Source organism: Psychrobacter sp. LV10R520-6 (assembly GCF_900182925.1).
Classification (GTDB): Bacteria; Pseudomonadota; Gammaproteobacteria; order Pseudomonadales; family Moraxellaceae; genus Psychrobacter.
Map to the genome: position 1 here is coordinate 3,115,134 of NZ_LT900024.1, position 17,388 is coordinate 3,132,521.

General features: G+C 42.0%; 15 protein-coding genes. 9 read left to right on the forward strand and 6 right to left on the reverse strand.

Features of this window, described 5'->3' with window-relative positions; all coding sequences use genetic code 11:
- Nucleotides 1-713 precede the first annotated feature (713 nt).
- Nucleotides 714-1,727 (forward strand): RluA family pseudouridine synthase, encoded by a 1,014-nt coding sequence (locus U1P77_RS13070; protein ID WP_321155388.1) that lies wholly within the window; start codon nucleotides 714-716, stop codon nucleotides 1,725-1,727.
- A gap of 86 nt (nucleotides 1,728-1,813) precedes the next feature.
- Nucleotides 1,814-2,554, forward strand: coding sequence for an HAD-IA family hydrolase (locus tag U1P77_RS13075; protein WP_321155389.1), 741 nt, complete (start codon nucleotides 1,814-1,816; stop codon nucleotides 2,552-2,554).
- A 123-nt stretch (nucleotides 2,555-2,677) separates the two neighbouring features.
- Here the strand turns inward: U1P77_RS13075 and yihA are convergent, their stop codons facing one another.
- Nucleotides 2,678-3,433 carry a ribosome biogenesis GTP-binding protein YihA/YsxC gene (yihA, locus tag U1P77_RS13080; protein WP_321155390.1) on the reverse strand — a complete coding sequence of 252 codons (756 nt, stop codon included), beginning with the start codon at nucleotides 3,431-3,433 and terminating at the stop codon, nucleotides 2,678-2,680.
- Nucleotides 3,434-3,962: 529 nt separating this feature from the next.
- Here yihA and U1P77_RS13085 point away from each other — a divergent pair.
- The 4 genes from U1P77_RS13085 to U1P77_RS13100 all read left to right on the forward strand — a co-directional run bounded on the left by U1P77_RS13085 (nucleotide 3,963) and on the right by U1P77_RS13100 (nucleotide 7,155).
- Nucleotides 3,963-4,295 (forward strand): c-type cytochrome, encoded by a 333-nt coding sequence (locus U1P77_RS13085; protein WP_321155391.1) that lies wholly within the window; start codon nucleotides 3,963-3,965, stop codon nucleotides 4,293-4,295.
- 414 nt (nucleotides 4,296-4,709) lie between these two features.
- Nucleotides 4,710-5,378 carry a c-type cytochrome gene (locus tag U1P77_RS13090; RefSeq protein WP_321155392.1) on the forward strand — a complete coding sequence of 223 codons (669 nt, stop codon included), beginning with the start codon at nucleotides 4,710-4,712 and terminating at the stop codon, nucleotides 5,376-5,378.
- 233 nt (nucleotides 5,379-5,611) lie between these two features.
- A complete protein-coding gene (locus U1P77_RS13095) occupies nucleotides 5,612-6,754 on the forward strand; it encodes a hypothetical protein (protein ID WP_321155393.1) in 1,143 nt (380 codons plus the stop codon).
- Nucleotides 6,754-7,155 (forward strand): RnfH family protein, encoded by a 402-nt coding sequence (locus U1P77_RS13100; RefSeq protein WP_321155394.1) that lies wholly within the window; start codon nucleotides 6,754-6,756, stop codon nucleotides 7,153-7,155. The genes U1P77_RS13095 and U1P77_RS13100 overlap by 1 nt, the downstream gene beginning before the upstream one ends.
- A gap of 54 nt (nucleotides 7,156-7,209) precedes the next feature.
- Here the strand turns inward: U1P77_RS13100 and U1P77_RS13105 are convergent, their stop codons facing one another.
- The gene (locus U1P77_RS13105) at nucleotides 7,210-7,644 is read right to left on the reverse strand and encodes an outer membrane protein assembly factor BamE (RefSeq protein WP_321155395.1); all 435 of its coding nucleotides are present in this window, start codon (nucleotides 7,642-7,644) and stop codon (nucleotides 7,210-7,212) included.
- Between the two features lie 327 nt (nucleotides 7,645-7,971).
- Between U1P77_RS13105 and fur the strand changes: the two genes are divergently transcribed.
- Nucleotides 7,972-8,406: a ferric iron uptake transcriptional regulator gene (gene fur, locus U1P77_RS13110; RefSeq protein ID WP_321155396.1), complete on the forward strand. Its 435-nt coding sequence runs from the start codon at nucleotides 7,972-7,974 to the stop codon at nucleotides 8,404-8,406.
- A gap of 188 nt (nucleotides 8,407-8,594) precedes the next feature.
- On the opposite strand, the gene U1P77_RS13115 is transcribed toward fur, so the two are convergent.
- The gene (locus U1P77_RS13115) at nucleotides 8,595-9,716 is read right to left on the reverse strand and encodes a PilT/PilU family type 4a pilus ATPase (protein WP_321155397.1); all 1,122 of its coding nucleotides are present in this window, start codon (nucleotides 9,714-9,716) and stop codon (nucleotides 8,595-8,597) included.
- 153 nt (nucleotides 9,717-9,869) lie between these two features.
- On the reverse strand, nucleotides 9,870-10,925 hold the full coding sequence (locus tag U1P77_RS13120) for a type IV pilus twitching motility protein PilT (RefSeq protein ID WP_321155398.1): 1,056 nt from the start codon (nucleotides 10,923-10,925) through the stop codon (nucleotides 9,870-9,872).
- A gap of 434 nt (nucleotides 10,926-11,359) precedes the next feature.
- On the opposite strand from U1P77_RS13120, the gene U1P77_RS13125 reads away from it, so the two are divergent.
- Complete coding sequence (locus tag U1P77_RS13125; RefSeq protein ID WP_321156706.1) at nucleotides 11,360-12,076, forward strand: YggS family pyridoxal phosphate-dependent enzyme; 717 nt, start codon at nucleotides 11,360-11,362, stop codon at nucleotides 12,074-12,076.
- Nucleotides 12,077-12,132: 56 nt separating this feature from the next.
- On the opposite strand, the gene U1P77_RS13130 is transcribed toward U1P77_RS13125, so the two are convergent.
- Nucleotides 12,133-13,407 carry a polyamine export protein PaeA gene (locus tag U1P77_RS13130; RefSeq protein WP_321155399.1) on the reverse strand — a complete coding sequence of 425 codons (1,275 nt, stop codon included), beginning with the start codon at nucleotides 13,405-13,407 and terminating at the stop codon, nucleotides 12,133-12,135.
- A 227-nt stretch (nucleotides 13,408-13,634) separates the two neighbouring features.
- Nucleotides 13,635-15,326, reverse strand: coding sequence for an NAD+ synthase (locus U1P77_RS13135; protein WP_414479019.1), 1,692 nt, complete (start codon nucleotides 15,324-15,326; stop codon nucleotides 13,635-13,637).
- An 888-nt stretch (nucleotides 15,327-16,214) separates the two neighbouring features.
- On the opposite strand from U1P77_RS13135, the gene U1P77_RS13140 reads away from it, so the two are divergent.
- Complete coding sequence (locus U1P77_RS13140; RefSeq protein ID WP_321155400.1) at nucleotides 16,215-17,351, forward strand: AI-2E family transporter; 1,137 nt, start codon at nucleotides 16,215-16,217, stop codon at nucleotides 17,349-17,351.
- Nucleotides 17,352-17,388 lie beyond the last annotated feature (37 nt).

Genomic DNA, 17,388 nt, shown 5'->3' on the forward strand with positions numbered 1-17,388 from the left:
CAGTTGAATGTATGTCAGCTTCTTGCTATCTATATAAGTTGTAAGCCTATATCTAAGGCCTGGCATACTTTTCTCTAAGGTTTATATTTTAGATCCAATTCTTTTATTTATCAGTCTATCTTTCAAATATTATCAATATCAGCGTGAGCTTTTGTTAGGATGTTGCTGCGCTGTCATTCAGCGGGGCGTACTTGGCAAACAGAATAGTGACCGGATCATCAGCACGGTATCGTTGTGTCTTTTGTTGGTGTCGCTTAAAGATCATTATCTATTTGACCGCCAATAATCAGGCAGCGGTACATTTTTAACATCGAGCTACTATCACTTGTTCTACTGCGCGTGCCAATTAACCTTGCAAAAAAAATTGCAAATCAAATCATGGTCATGCGTTAAATGAGTAAATTGTGTGCTGTTATCGCTCAATAAATTGGATTTTTTGCCAATATTATCAATGCAATTATATGTGGTATTAATACCATTAATTGGGCACGATGCTATAGATTATCAAGCACTTCGCCCTAAAAATTAGATCAAACGTCCAACGTTATCGCGGTATATAGCGTGCACCTCGTTACTAACCAGTAATAAAGATGGCGATTGGCTGTTTACAACAATAACGATTATTGCCGTAACCTATGCGCAATTGGCGTTCAACATGCTAAACTATAGCAAATCTTTGTGTAAATACCTAACTAAAAATGACAAACTCTAAAATGACTGACGACGCACAGACCCATGAAGCCCCTGGCATCTTTAACAGCAAAACCCGTCCGCAAAGCGCCAATGATGAGATTAGTAACTTCGAAAAGGTAAATTACCTCGAAGTGACGCGCCATCAGCACGATCAGCGCTTGGATAACTTCTTGCTTAACCGTCTAAAAGGCTTGCCGAAACCCCACATCTATAAGATGATTCGCTCGGATGAGGTTCGCGTTAATAATAAGCGCTGTAAACCGCATGATAGAGTACATCGCGAAGACGTTGTGCGTATCGCGCCGGTACAGCTTGCGACCCGTGAAAAACCAATTATCAGTACTGAATTTGCCAACAGCTTACTGGCTCGTGTGGTCTATGAAGACGAAGGTATGCTGGTGCTGAATAAGCCATCAGGTATAGCGGTACATGGCGGTAGCGGGTTGAATTTTGGCGTGATTGAAGCCATGCGTGAAGTGACCGGTAAAAAGTACCTAGAGCTAATTCATCGCATCGATAAAGACACTTCAGGGCTGCTGATGATCTCTAAGAAACGCTCAGCGCTCAAAGCGTTGCAGCAACACTTAATAGATAAAACCATCCAAAAGCATTATTTATGTCTAGTAAAAGGGCAACCTGCGATCAACACGCAGCGTATTGATGCGCCCTTGCTACGTTATACCGTTGCTAGCGGTGAGCGCCGCGTCAAAGTGGATACCCAAGACCCACAATCTAAAGAAAGCCAAACGGATATTATCGTACATGGCCGTTTTATGATTAATAATTTGCCGGTAAGTCTGCTGGAAGCCAAACCACTAACAGGTCGAACTCATCAAATCCGTGTGCATTTAGCGCATATCGGTCATGCTATCTTGGGTGATGATAAATATAATGTGCATGACAAAACAGGCGTTCATCGTCTGTGCTTACATGCGTGGCGCTTAGACATTCCGGGTTATGAGCCGATTATCGCGCCGTTACCAGACGATATCGCTGCTTTATTACCAGAAGATGTTGAGTTGCCGTCAGTATAGCCAGCTGTGTTGAACCCATCCGATTTACTCAGTAACGGCTACTGTTTAGATGCTAATCTTTAAACATCAGTCGCTAAGGTCAATCTATGAGTCAGCCAAACGTTAATCACGCTACCCGGTCTACATCGATACATCTCCACCCTCAGACTGACCGAGCTATTGATACTTTGGCCACGCATGACTTAGCTGCTAAAACGTTGATTGTCTTTGATTGGGATGGCACGCTGATGGACTCAATCGGTTTAATCGTTGAGTCTATGCACGTGGCGGGTGAGGCGAATGGTTTTCATACTACTGATCAAGCGGTAAAAGATATTATCGGTCTGAGTCTGCTCACTGGGATCGAAATTTTATATCCTGAAGCAACGGATGCGCAAAAACTTGCCATCCAGCAAAGCTACGCTGATTATTATATTCCTAACAGTCACCGTACGCCGTTCTTTAGCCCTATAGAAAATATGTTGCAAACCTTGCAACAACAAGGCAAACAGTTGGCCGTAGCGACCGGTAAAAAACGTCGAGGACTTGATCGAGTATTAGAGGCCTCTGGCAGTCACGATTATTTTGAAATCACGCGCTGCGCGGATGAGTCTGGTTCTAAACCTGATCCGCAGATGCTCACCGATATCTTAAATTATACACAACAGCAAATATTCGATGCCGTATTTATCGGTGACAGTATTTATGATATTCAAATGGCGACTAAGCTTGGCATGACCAGCATTGCGGTCAATTATGGCACGGCAGCTAGTAATGAGCTCGCCGCACAGCAACCGACTTATCAAGTGGATACCCCGCAATCTTTGGCTGCGCTGTTATGTAAATAGTTCGTTATGTGAATAACTCGTTATGCGAATAGAGTAAAACATGACAAGTAAAATACAATAACAAAAAAAAGGGATTTATCGTTAATAGCGATAAATCCCTTTTTTGTTTATTACCAGCTGGGTTTATTTTGCGTCTTTCGGCTCATCGTCTGTTTGTGCAATACTGTCTTGTTCAGTAGAGGCTTGTTCATCAAAAGATGTTTTATTAACTTTCTCATCGTCAAGTTTGTACTCGTACCAATTTCCCATCACTCCCGCTAATTCATCGAGGCCTTCTTTCCTAAGCGCTGAAAACAGCTGAATAGTACAGTCTAACCCTAATTTTTTCAGCGCTTGACGGGTATTAAGTAGCGCGTTTTTAGAAGCGCCATATTTGAGCTTGTCTGCTTTAGTCAGCAAGATATGGACAGGTAATTCGCCCGCTTTTGCCCAAAATAGCATTTGCTCATCGAAAAACTTTAGGGGATGACGAATATCAGTCATTAATACCAAGCCTGCTAGGCTTGAGCGTGATACTAGATATTCCTCTAGCTCCACTTGCCATTCTTTTTTCATCTCAAGCGGCACGGCAGCGTAACCATAGCCTGGCAAATCAACCAACCGCCTATCGGTATCGCCAATGTTAAAAAAGTTAATCATCTGCGTGCGACCAGGCGTTTTAGAAGAACGAGCCAATTGCCGTTGATTGGTCAGCGCATTAATGGCTGAGGATTTACCGGCGTTTGAGCGACCTGCAAAGGCCACTTCTAGCCCTGCATCAGGGGGACAAAGACGAAAAGTAGGCGCTGAGGTCATAAACTCAGTTTGCTGTATGCGTTGACGGGCTTTGGTATTGAACGCCGCATGCTCGGCGGCAACATCTTTAAACGGGGTACTCATAAATGACTCGTTAACATTCAAAAAATTAAAAATAAAGTGGGATACAGTAGTAAAAGGTCTTAGATATAGTCAGAACTCAATAAAACGGATACACACATAGTTTCGTCGTATAACTGGCAGAAATTTTTCTAGCTTGCTGTGTAACTCCAGAGGCTTCGAAAATTTCTCCCAGCTATTCTGTACATGTTTTAAAGCGGTTTAACTATAGTTAGGTATTAAAGCATAGCTTTTAGTGGATATAGTATGAGAGACTGTTAGTCATATATAACTAGTTGTATGTAGTAATAAAAACGGTCGTTTTGAGTTACTGACCATTCTATACCATTAACTAACTGATCTATTGAAATACCTGCTACAAGCATCATATTAGTGACAGCATAACACTAAAATGTGCAGGCGCTTAGCAAAAGTTATCGGCATAATTAGCACCATTTACTAAAGTTAAACCTGATTTATCTATATTAAGCCGACATATATTGTTACAATATTTTCTTGAACAGTCGGTTAAACGGATTAAAAGAGGTGTCTCATGTATGAAATCACCACGCTTTTCTCTAGAATAAGTCGCCCTTTAGTTGGAAGTATCGCTGCGCTTGCAATTAGTACCGTAATGATAAGCACTGCTGCCGCTGATATTCCAACCACCTATAATAACTCATGTGCTGCCTGTCACGATAGTGGCGCGCTAGGTGCCATTAAAAAAGGCGATAGCGCGGGGTGGCAACAGATTATAAAACAAAAAGGTATGCCAGCATTAGTCAAATCTGTTAAAGGCGGTATGATTCAAATGCCAGCAGGCGGGCTATGTGACAATTGTAGCGATGATGATTACCGCAAACTGATTGATTATATGAGCAAATAATGGCTTGAGTGGATAAGATAAAGCGCAGGTTTAACGACCTTTATGCGCTTTTTGTTTTTTTAATCTGTATGCTGCCGCAGTGTAGATAGAAAAAACGCTAGGTGCTACGATTAAGTAGGCAAATACTATAAAGTCTTGCTATAATAATTGAAAATAAACCCTGAGATTATTAAGTACTTTCGGGCTGTTTGTGATAAAGACCTCAAAATGTATGGGTTACCTCGCTAAATAATAGATTGGCGCAGGGCTCGTACCGGGTGTCTTATTAGTATAATTACTCTAAGTGACTATTATCATAAGTGACTATTATCATAAGTGACTATTATCATAAGTGACTATTATTCTGAGTTATTATTACTCTAAGTTACAATCACTCTAAACAATGCTTACATCGAGTTAGTAGGATTTGTATCAATGAAAAAGTTAATCGCTGCCGCCAGCTTATGTGTTGCAAGTTTCAGCGTACAAGCTGCTATCACTGTTCCTAAATATGACATTAGTGCAGGCAAACAAATTGTAGAAGCGCAATGTGCCGCCTGTCATGGTGTTGAAGGGGTAAGTATTGTTCCTGCACAGCCTAATCTAGGTGGTCAAAACGTTAAGTATTTATATAAACAACTGGTAAACTTTAAGGCAGGCTACCGAAAAAACGGTCTTATGCAGTCGCAAGTGGCGAACTTGTCACAGCAAGACTTAGCCAATGTGGCAGGTTATTATTCTAACCAAGCACCTTGGGGTGTTGGTTTTGGTAATCCTGCAACCACGCAAGAAGCTTCTAAACTATTCTTAGGTGGTGACAAGTCACGCGATGTGATTGGTTGTGCAGGCTGTCATGGTCCAGATGCGGCGGGTAACGCTTGGGCTGCTTTTCCGCGATTAGGCGGTCAGCATGCTCAATATATTGCTACTCAGTTGAAACTGTTCCGTGCTGCTGGCCGTAACGATGATATCGATAGTGAAGATCAAAAAAGGGTCAATGACGCCGGTAAAGAAGGCGAAATGGGTATGATGCAAACAGTAGCTTCTAGGCTGTCAGATCGCGACATACGTATTTTATCCGATTATGTGAGCGCTATTCATTAATTGATAATTATCTAGTAATTACTAAATTAACTAGGGTCTAAAAACTTTTGATTTTAGAGCAAGTATTATTTAGTCATTAAACCCCGATTTCGGGGTTTTTTTATAGCTGGATGTCCCTATAGTATAAATAGTCATATGAGTTTTAGCTGATATGATTGTTATCAATTGCTATTACTATTTTCTGCCGTTTCTATTATTTACATTATTCACTTTTAGTCGTTTGGATTGAAATTATGATGATCCGCTATGCTTCGTATTTTGTCGCTGCACTACTGCCATTATTGCTATTTAGGTGGTTTGCACCGGCCTCAATTGGTGAAATTGATTTTTGGTTACTCTGGCTATTAGCAATGGTTTTGGTGTCGTTACCAGTCGTTTATGCTGAGATAGCATTGGCCTATCGTAGTGTGGATGCGCCTATGGCAGGAATGCAAAAGCTAACACGTGAGGCCGATGCCAGTCCATTATGGCGCAGTTTTGGTTGGTTGGCTGCGCTAGTAGCGATTGTTATTGCCGCGCTAGTGATATCAGGCGCCAGTAGCGGAATACTATCTGCTTTAACTGAGCTTAATAGTGCTCCTACCGTGCCAAGCTTTGCCGTTGCGGGTGGCTTGATGGTCATTGCTTTATTGTTAAGCTTGCTGGGTGTTGCGCCTTTGCCGATTGGCTTGGGGTTGATGCTCTTAGGGTTGGTACTGGGGGTCGCAACTGGTTTGCCGCACATTAACTTTGCCATGACTAATATTAGTTTGAGTGAATGGGCGCGTGCGGTCGCCTTAGCTCTAGTCAGTGTTGGCGCGGGTACGGGACTGTATTGGTTCGGTCAGAATTTGGTGACCAAGCAGACAACAACAGCGGTAGAAGAGGACCATTATAATACCTCAAAATCTCGCGCGCCAAAGGGACCTAGTGTCTATCGGGCTACTAAACTGGTGTTACCAATTTGGCTATTACAATTGGTTATTGGCGTTATTGCCTTATTGATTAGTGGTTTGAGTTTGCCCCCGATCGGCCAGTTATTATATTGGGTTGGGGTATTATTTGTCGCCAGCTATTTGTTACATTATAGCGCCCAACAGTTATCGCATAAATTTGGTTTAGTGGTCAGTTTGTTGATGACTTTAGTGATAGGTTTGGTATTGGTGATAGCGATACCAACTACTTGGCTGGTTGGGCTCTTGGTAATTGTCAGCAGTATAGCGGTATTATTATTATCTGTTTTTGCAGGTTGGCGGATGAAAATTAGCCATTTGCGTAAGTCTTTAAATTTCGGCAATGAAGCGTTCTATAATTTATGGCGGATAGCGATTCGTTTGATTGTACCAATAGCGCTGATCTTGGCATTGATAGGTTGGATAATTCAGTGGTTAAGCTAATGGCTAGTAGTACTGATAGTGATGCTGATGCTGTTATTAATAATAATAATGGTCTCATTGAGCCGCAGTCTCAGCAATCGAATTTGATAACGGTATATTTAGCTTATGCTGAGGATGCGCAGCGCCAACATTATTTGACCCTACAAGTTAGTAAGGGCGCGACATTATATGAGACGTTGGCGCAAGCGGGTTGGTTGGAACAGTTTGCAGAGTTAGCAATATGGTGTGAGCAAGTGGCAAACATTATTACGCCAGCTGCTAAGTTGTGGCATGTAGGCATCTATGCGCAAAAGCAGCCACTCAGCTATCAGTTGCAGCCTTTTGATCGTATTGAGGTTTATCGTAGTTTAAGCGCTGATCCGATGTCTCAGCGCAAAAGCAAAGTATCCGCTAAACAGTAAAATTGGTAATCAGTATTTAAGCTTACTTTATCTTAAGAGCCATAGTTTTTGAAACTATGAAGCAGGTAGAGACTCAAGGCCTTCTATGCGAGTGACCACCCCATTAGCATCAAAGTAAACGATTAAATGTTGGCTGGCGTTTTTGACATCGGCGATACCTTTACGTTGACCTTCTGTCCCTGCTTGGTAATCGTAGATATAATCCCAACGATTAGGCTTAAGGGTATCTTTGATCGCAGGGCTACCCAAAATATAAAGTACTTGGTTTTGGTTCATGCCCACTTTTAGCTTTTGTGCTTGTGTTTGAGTGATGGGCGTACCTTGCGGCAAATCAATCTTATAAACACTAAGCAATGAGCAGCCAGACATAGCCACAGTTGCGCTAAGCACACCAGTAATAACAAGCTTGCGTAATGCGCCTGAATGGCTTAGCGGACGAAGATTAAGCGGACGAAAAGTTAACGGCTTTATCATGATAAGATGACTCATAAAAAATGGGTTGGGCGCGGCTAAGTGCATTTGATGCTAGGCTTACCGGCAATCACCGATAAATGATACGTCATTTACTTGCAATTGCCTACCACTTACGACATTATTTACTAAATCCTATTTAATGTACCCGGCCGTTTATAGTTTAAATTCATAGACTTGCGGTAGGATTTATAGAGAAGGATACGCTAACAAAGGGCTTAGGATAAGCCGGTTGGACATCATTTTAGTTCCTAATCACCAGTAAATGACAACCATCAACGATTATTTATCTCATATTTTTTTAAGTTTTTATTTGCTAAGACTTTAACAGTCAGAAGGGATATTATGGCTTCTTTTACCAATCAAGATTTACGCAAAGCGGGATTAAAAGTAACGTTACCGCGTATCAAAATTTTAGAATTGCTTGAGCGAGCAGAACTTCATCACATGAGTGCAGAAGAAGTGTACAAGGCGCTGATCGCACAAGGTGAGGATGTGGGCTTGGCGACCGTCTATCGGGTGCTGACGCAGTTTGAGCAAGCGGGTATTGTCGAGCGCCATAACTTTGAAAATAATCTATCAGTATTTGAGATTACCCAAGATGAACATCACGATCATCTAGTCTGTGACATTTGTGGCAAGATTATCGAGTTTCATAATGAGACTATCGAAGAACAGCAGCTTAAAGTAGCAAAAGAGCATGGCTTTAAACTCTCGGGACACTCGTTGGTTCTCTATGGTATTTGTAATAACCCAGAATGCCAAGACAGTGCGAGATAGTTGTTTTAGATTTATAAATCTGTAGGTTTTTAAAAACTCAGGTTTATAAAAGCTTGGCATGACCAACAGATAAAAAACGGCTCTCACATGGGGGCCGTTTTTTTATTGTACCAATAATACCTATCTATGAATAATACCCATCTATAAGTAAGACTCAGCTATGACTAAGACTTACCCATGAACAGCACCTAGGTGATATCCAAGGATAACTTATCGGCACCTTCATTTAAGTTATGAGTGTTATTTTTACTGCTAAGTTTGATTTTTAAGCGTAAATCGTTAGGAGAGTCAGCATGCTTAATCGCCTCTTGATAAGTGATTTCGCCGTTTTCGTATAAATCAAAAAGCGCCTGATCAAAGGTTTGCATACCGCTATCACGTGAGCGGGTCATAACTTCTTTAAGTTCATGAACCTCGCCTTTGCGAATATAGTCACTGATCAGCTGTGAATTTAATAAAATCTCAATAGCAGCACGGCGCCCTTTGCCGTCGGGGGTTGGAATAAGTTGCTGTGCGATAATCGCCTGTAGGTTAAGCGATAAATCCATAAACAACTGATTGTGTCGTTCGGTCTCAAAAAAGTGAATGATACGGTCGACAGCCTGGTTGGCATTGTTGGCGTGTAAGGTTGCAAACACTAAATGCCCTGTTTCTGCATATTGAATGGCGTAGCTCATCACCTCGCGATTACGAATCTCGCCGATTAAGATGACATCCGGTGCTTGGCGCAAAGTATTTTTTAGACCGGCCTCAAAGGATAAGGTGTCAATACCTACTTCACGCTGGGTAATAATGCAGCCCCGGTGTTGATGTACAAACTCAATAGGGTCTTCTATAGTGATGATATGCCCATGAGAATTCTGATTGCGGTGTCCTATCATTGAAGCAAGCGTGGTGGACTTACCGGTACCCGTTGCGCCGACTAATAAAATAATACCGCGTTTTTTCATTGCCAGTTCTTTCAATTCTGGTGGCAGCCGTAGCTCCTCAACAGTAGGGATTTTATTTTCAATTTTCCGTAAAATCATCCCAGCCATATCGCGCTGCATAAAAGCACTGACTCGAAATCGGGCATTTTTTGCTTCATCGGTGATAGCAAATTGGCACTCGTTGGTCTCGTCAAACTCTTGTTGCTGAGTTTCTGACATCACACTTTTAACCAAATTCATGGTTTGCTCAGCATTAAGGGGTGTTTTACCGACCGCCAAAATCTGCCCATTTATTTTCATGGAAGGTGCCACATTAGCGGTAATAAATAAATCAGAACCGTTTTTATTGATCATTAACTGTAGCAGTTTATCAAAGTCCATATCGTACCTGTCTTCAGAATAAATGGAGTAAAAATGATCTCAAATAACTCTTTAACAATTATTCAAGCTAATTATTAAAAACTAAGGTCAGTAAAGAGTAAGACCAGCAAGCATAAAACCCGTCAAAAAGTTAATAGTCATACACTATTGATATTATAAAAATGCTTCTGGCTGCTTGGCGTAAGGACGGGCAACGTCTTTACTAATCGTGCCTTTGGCCACTAAGTTCTTCAGCGTTTGATCAAGCGTAATCATGCCATCGCCTGCACCGGTTTGGATAGAGGAGTACATTTGCGCGATTTTGTTTTCGCGTATCAAGTTGCGAATAGCGGGAGTGCCCAGCATAATTTCATGAGCGGCGATACGGCCACCTGTTTGACGAGGTAGGAGCGTTTGTGAGATAACAGCTTGCAGTGACTCCGATAACATCGCGCGAATCATATCTTTTTCGGCAGCAGGGAACACGTCAATCACTCGGTCAATAGTTTTAGCCGCTGAGCTGGTATGTAAGGTACCAAAAACCAGGTGTCCGGTCTCAGCTGCTGTCAATGCCAGACGAATGGTCTCAAGGTCACGTAGCTCCCCAACCAAGATGATGTCTGGATCCTCTCGCAAAGCGGAACGTAGTGCCGCATCAAAACCTAAGGTATCGCGGTGCACCTCACGTTGGTTAATCAAGCTCTTTTTGGATTCGTGAACAAATTCAATCGGATCTTCAATCGTTAATATGTGCTCTTTACGGGTCTCATTAATATAGTCAACCATTGCAGCCAGCGTTGTTGATTTCCCCGAGCCAGTAGGACCTGTCACTAATACCACGCCACGCTTAAAGTCTGAGACCCGTTTAAACACATCGCCCATGCCTAAGTCTTCCATCGTTAGAACTTTAGAAGGAATGGTACGAAATACTGCCCCAGCACCGCGATTTTGATTAAAGGCATTTACCCGAAAGCGTGCTAAATTAGGGATTTCAAAAGAAAAATCTGTTTCAAAAAACTCTTCGAAGTCGGCGCGTTGCCTATCATTCATAATGTCATAAATCAATTGATGCACGACTTTATGGGTCATCGTTGGCATATTGATACGTGTCATCTCGCCATCGACCCGAATCATCGCCTGCATCCCTGCTGAAATGTGTAAATCTGATGCTTTATGCTTGACAGTGAAGCGCAGCAAATCTTCGATACTTAAAGTACTTTTTTCAGCCATAATCGGACATTCCTATCAATTAATAAGGGTAAAATAAAAGAACCACAGAAGAGAGTTGTAATATGATTATAAGATCTCAGCGTATGATCTTATATTGAGTTGCTTTTATTACCCGCGCTATTATATTTAGCCGTAGACGTTAAATCATGTAACAATATCATAACAACACTGTTGGCATTTAACCATCTGCTACGCGAATAAAATGCAAAAATAGCAGCTGACTGGTTTGTTTTATCGAACTTTATTCAACACTAGGCTCCTCTAACAAAAACGGCCTAACAATATTCAAACAACAGTCGAATAACAATCAAACGTCTTATCTATGTGAGTCCTTTATGAATGCTACTTCTAATCATCACGATACTAATAGCTCCGACACCAATACCTTAACTAAAATTAAAGAGACTAAGAGTGATTTTGATGCAGCTCTCGATATGCACAGTCTTGACAAACATAGCCTAATTGATAACTGGCAACAAGTCCGTCAGCAAGTTGACGAAGCATGTGCGCAAGCAAAGGGTACGGCCACGGATAGCGTAACTGCGGTGACGTTACTGGCCGTCTCTAAAACCAAGCCTGCCGAGATGATAGCCACTCTAGCCCGTCAAGGACAGCGTCACTTTGGCGAAAACTATTTGCAAGAAGCTATTGAAAAAATGGCGACTCTAAAAGATCAGCCTGAAGGTGAAGAGATAGTTTGGCACTATATTGGTAGTATTCAGCGTAATAAAACCCGCGATATCGCTGAGCATTTTGACTGGGTACAAACACTTGAGCGCGACATCATTGCTAAACGGTTAAACGATCAACGTCCAGACAATATGTCGCCGCTTAATGTACTGATTCAACTCAATATCGATGATGAGGACAGTAAGTCAGGTTGCCTCTCTGAGCAGTTGCCAGATCTGATAGCCGCTATTAAAGGGTATGAGCGCTTGCAGCTACGGGGTCTGATGATTATCCCTGCTAAAGCCGATAATGACAGTTTTGCTCGAACCAAACAGCTATTTGAAGCGGTAAAAAACACCCATCCAGAACTGAGTGGGTGGGATACGTTAAGTATGGGTATGAGTGCCGACATGGCAGATGCTGTTACCAACGGCTCTACTATGGTGCGGGTTGGTACGGCAATATTTGGCGCGCGTGCTTAGAAATATTCAGCTGATAAAAGAGGATATATCTTTTGGTTACTATTAAACGATGCTTATTAAACAATATCTTCAAACTTGGTGACCAGCAGCTGAGTAATTTTAAGGTGATCTGTGGCAATAATTTCGAAGCGATAATTGGCATATTCGATTGTATCGGTTTTTTTAGGAATCTTACGCAGCATAAACATCATAAAGCCACTAATAGTTTCGTAGTTTTGGCTATTCGGCAGGTTGACGATTCCCAACGAGCGAATGACGTCTTCAATCGGCGTCATACCGTCAATAAGCCACGAGTTATCGGTACGTTGGACAATAGGCTGCTCCTCCAGCGTTACCAGTTCACCCATGACGATACTCATCACGTCCTTTAGGGTAATTACCCCAACGACCAGCGCATATTCATTAACGATGACCGCAAAGTCAGCGCCCGTAGACTTAAACATCTCTAATACCTCGAATAACGATAAGGTATTAGGAATAAACAGTGCCGGTTTTAATAGCGCTTTGTCTGTTAAGCAAACCTTTTGCTGCTCCAGCACTAAGGCCAAAAAACTACGCGACTCCACATAACCAATGATATGCTCTAAATCATCATCATGACAGATCAAAAACTTATTATGTGGCTGCTCAATCATTACCTTGACTACTTCTTCAGTGCTAGCCTGAGTATCAAAGTAAACAATATGCTCGCGTGGATTCATTACAGAAGTTACCGTACGCTCTTGCATCTCAAAGATATTTTCAATCAAATGATGCTCTTGATGCTTAATGACGCCCGCTTCAGCACCAGCGTCCATAACCGCGTAAATATCTTCTGAAGTCATATCGTCGTTGCGTACGGTTGAGATGCCTGTTAGCTTAAATATAAAGTTCGCCGCGCCATTAAATACCCAGATAATAGGCTTTAAGACAAAAATTAAAAAGATCATCGGCCGTACTAATTTTACGGCAATAATCTCAGTGTTTGACATAGCAAGGCGTCTTGGCATCAAATCAGCAAACAAGGAAAATATGCTAGTGATTAGGACAAACGACACAACAGATGCTAACGCTTCGTTATTAAACAAAAGCCCCAAATAAGGACTGATTGCTGACTCACCTATAGCACCCGCTGAGATAGCTACGGCGTTCAGAACCACTTGTACAACAGTGATAAAGCTGCCGGGATGCTCTTGCATATTCAGGACGACAAGCGCCCGTACATCACCTTCTTTTGCTAAGATTTGCAGCTTAACTTTACGAGCAGCCGCGATTGCAATCTCAGCACCAGAAACGAAGGCACTTAGCGCAATTAATAAAAGAATAAACACACTAGCAGTTAGCAAGCTCATGAAGTACTCGAATAAAAACAGGTAGGATTAAACATAACAATAGACAGACAGAGTCTGTTAACCAGTTGGAATAAATAGGAAGGGTTTTATATATAGATAATAAAAAAGCTGGGCAAGCACCCAGCTGATTATAAAACATGACGATTGTTTCTTGTAAAAAACTAAAGCTATCTCAGTATTAAGGTCTCAATATGACAGACATAAAACGATAAAATAATGATGAGCCTTTAACCTTTAATTGACCATTTGTTAACCAACGGATAACGGCGTTCACGACCAAAGGCTTTGTGACTAATCTTAGTACCAATGGGTGCCTGACTACGTTTGTATTCGCTATTATCGACCATAGTGATGATCTTGGCGATCACCTCCGCATCAAAACCCTTATCAATAATGTCTTGATAGCCCATATCTTCATCGATATATAATTTTAGAATACCGTCCAAGACCTCATAATCTGGTAGGCTGTCTTGGTCCTTTTGATCGGGACGCAGCTCAGCTGACGGTGGACGGGTTATAACGCGCTCAGGGATGACGGGCGTGTCCTCAAGGCGGTTGCGATAGCTTGCCAAGTCATAGACTTGGGTCTTATAGACGTCTTTTAGCACATCAAAACCACCCGCCATATCGCCGTATAAGGTAGAGTAGCCAACGGCTAGCTCTGACTTGTTACCAGTGGTAATGACCAAATGCCCAAACTTATTAGACAATGCCATTAAGATGACGCCACGCGCGCGCGCTTGGATATTTTCTTCGGTAGTGTCTGCAGGCGACTTATTGAATAATGGCGCAAGCGTATGACGAATGCCTTCAACCGCATCAAAAATAGGGCAAACCGTATAAGAAACGTTTAAGCGACGGGCTTGGGCTTGCGCGTCTTCTAAACTGATTTTTGAAGTGTATTCGTACGGCATCATTACCGCATAGACCTTGTCTGCGCCCAGTGCATCGACCGCGATACATAAGGTCAATGCCGAATCAATACCGCCAGACAGACCGATGATCACCCCGGTAAATCCTGAATTATTGACATAATCACGCAAGCCTACGACCAATGCTTGGTACATTTCTGACTCGCGGCTCAACGACAGTGGCGCTTTGACTTGAGTATTGAACTTGAAGGTGTTGACGTTTAAGCTGGCTAGCATAAGCTGATTCATAAAGCGTGGCGCTTCATGAGCAATAGTGCCATCAGTTTGTACCGCCATCGAGCCACCATCAAACACTAGGTCATCTTGACCGCCAACGGCATTGACATAAATAATCGGCAGCTTGTGCTCGCGACTGCGCTTGGCCAGCATAGTCTTGCGCGCGTCTTGTTTTTTTAATTCAAACGGCGAGGCATTTAGGCTGACAATAAGGTCGGCGCCTTGTTGTTTCAGCTCAGCAGTGAGGTTCTTTTCCCATAAATCTTCACAGATAAGTAGGCCAATGGTAATACCTTTATAGTCAAATAAAACTTGATTGCGCCCTTTATCAAAGTAACGGCGCTCATCAAAGACCCCGTAGTTGGGTAAGAACTGTTTATGATAAAAGCCTTTTTGATGGCCATTATGTAGGATGGCAGCGGAGTTAAACGTGCCATGATGGTCGACATGGGGATAGCCGACAATCATCACGATATCTTCAATATCACTTAAGGTAGATAGAGCACTTTTGATGCGACCGGATAAACTAGGGCGCAACAGTAAGTCTTGTGGGGGATAGCCTAGTAACGCCAGCTCTGGAAAGATGATAACATCAGCACCTTGCTCGCGCGCTTGTAATGCTAGCGTGCGCATTTTTTCGGCATTGGTAGTGATATCACCGACCAAAAAGTGCGATTGGGCTAAGGCAAAAGTGACAGTATCTTGGGTCATAGTAGTCTTACTATCCTCATTCGAGGGAGTAAGGTTGGGGGTATCAGTGTCTTTTGACATTGTTATTGTTCCTATCAATATATTGTTTAAAATTTGGTGGAGCATTATTAGTTTAAAATAGCGGGTAGTTCAAAATAGCCAGTTCAAAAGTATTAACTCAAAATAAAAATAGCTCAAAATGAATCCGAAATTATCCAAAACATTACTCTTAATTTTGAATCCGAATTCCGAATTCGCGTTATGAGTTTAAAACGTGGTGCAGGCGCTAATGTATCGCTCGTGGACAATACCCACATGCCTAAGGTATTAAACCCACATGCTTAAGGTATTAAGCATAGTTTAAAAAGTAGCCATTGAAATGGTTCAGTAGCTACCGAAGTTATTCTAAAGGTTATTGTTAGAAGTAGTTCCAAAAAAGTAGTCTTGAGAATATGTTAAGTACTAAAAACGTCGAAAATAGACCACGTAAAATTGACTTAACTCCATTTTAAAAACTTAAAAAGAGTTTCTTTAGTATAACATTAATTGTTCGCCCTACGAGAACGCAGCAGTGATTTACCCTGACCGGTGCCTGCTCATAGCGTTTGGGTAAAAGGGGGCTTAACGGCTATCGTTTTTAGAGCCTAAGTTTTGGGCGTTAAAGTTAGCGTTCAGTTAGACGCCACAAAGAAAATTGTAAGTAAAAATTACAACATATCATTATTTATTTGTTATACCTTACTGCATAATAGGGAGTTATGTAAAAAGGAATGGCAGTCATTTTGAGTCACGTGATTTTTCATGCCTTTTTATACAGAAATATTTTGTCCTTGTCCTTATACTTATTATTAACTACTATCGTCAATGGATACCGCTTATGGATATGGTCCATAGGCTGATGTTCGCATATTCATAAATTTTGCAGTAAAAGCGCGCTAGGTTTTGCTGTTCGTTGTTGGTTTATACGCTATGATTGAAAACTGGACAAAAGAATTTATTATTCAGCGCTTGCTGGCCATTACTTTGTTAGTGGTGCTGTTTATATTGTGCTTTCAAGTGGTACAGTTCTTCATTGTGCCGGCATTGTGGGCGGCGATTTTAGCCTATGTGACTTTTCCGGTTTATAAGTTTTTTCATGAGAAAGTAAGGCTTAGCTCGGATTTTAGCGCATCTATTATGACAGTGAGCATCTCTTTAATGATTGGCGTGCCGCTAGTCATTGGTATATTTATTTTGCAGCAAGAAGCGCTGAGCATCATCAGCAACTTGATTTATCGGATTAGAGTGGGCTACGTAGATGTGCCTGATTCTATTAAAGACCTTCCTATTCTTGGTCAGCAAGTCAAAGATATTCTGTGGAGAATCAATAAAAATCCTGAAGGCACGCTGGAAGCGTTTCGTCTTTGGGTACAATCGCATTTGTACTATGGCAAAGTGGCGCTTGATGTGGTGTTTAGCAGTTTTGCCAAGCTTGGTATGGCATTGATGACCCTGTTTTTCTTTTATCGTGATGGTACCAGTCTCGTACGTCAAATTCGCCAAGCATTGCGCAATATCATTGGCAATCGTATTGATGGTTATATTGACTCTGTAGGTACGACCACGCGCGCTGTGGTATATGGCATTGGCCTGACCGCATTGGCACAGGCAATACTTGCGGGTATTGGCTATTATTTCTCAGGGTCGCCAAGTCCGATTCTATTGACTATTCTAACCTTTGTGGTGGCGCTGATACCGTTTGGTACGCCATTTGCATGGGGTGCGGTGTCGATTTGGTTGTTAAGCCAAGGACATACCGCAGAAGGTATTGGCTTGGCCCTCTGGGGCGTGCTGGTGATAAGCTGGGTCGACAATCTAATTCGTCCTATCGTTATTAGCGGTGCTACCAAAATTCCTTTTATCATTATTTTTATCGGTGTTTTAGGCGGTTTAACTGCCTTTGGTTTTGTCGGTTTATTTATCGGCCCCGTTGTACTGGCCATTGGACTTGCGGTATGGCGCGAGTGGATATCTCAACATAAAAATGAAATCTTCGCGCCACAAGAAATAGTTTTAAACGACAATCAGAACCCGCTGTCTGTTGATGAGCGTACTGAAAACAACTGATAGTAAAAATTCATCAATAGAGGCGCTCAACGATGCC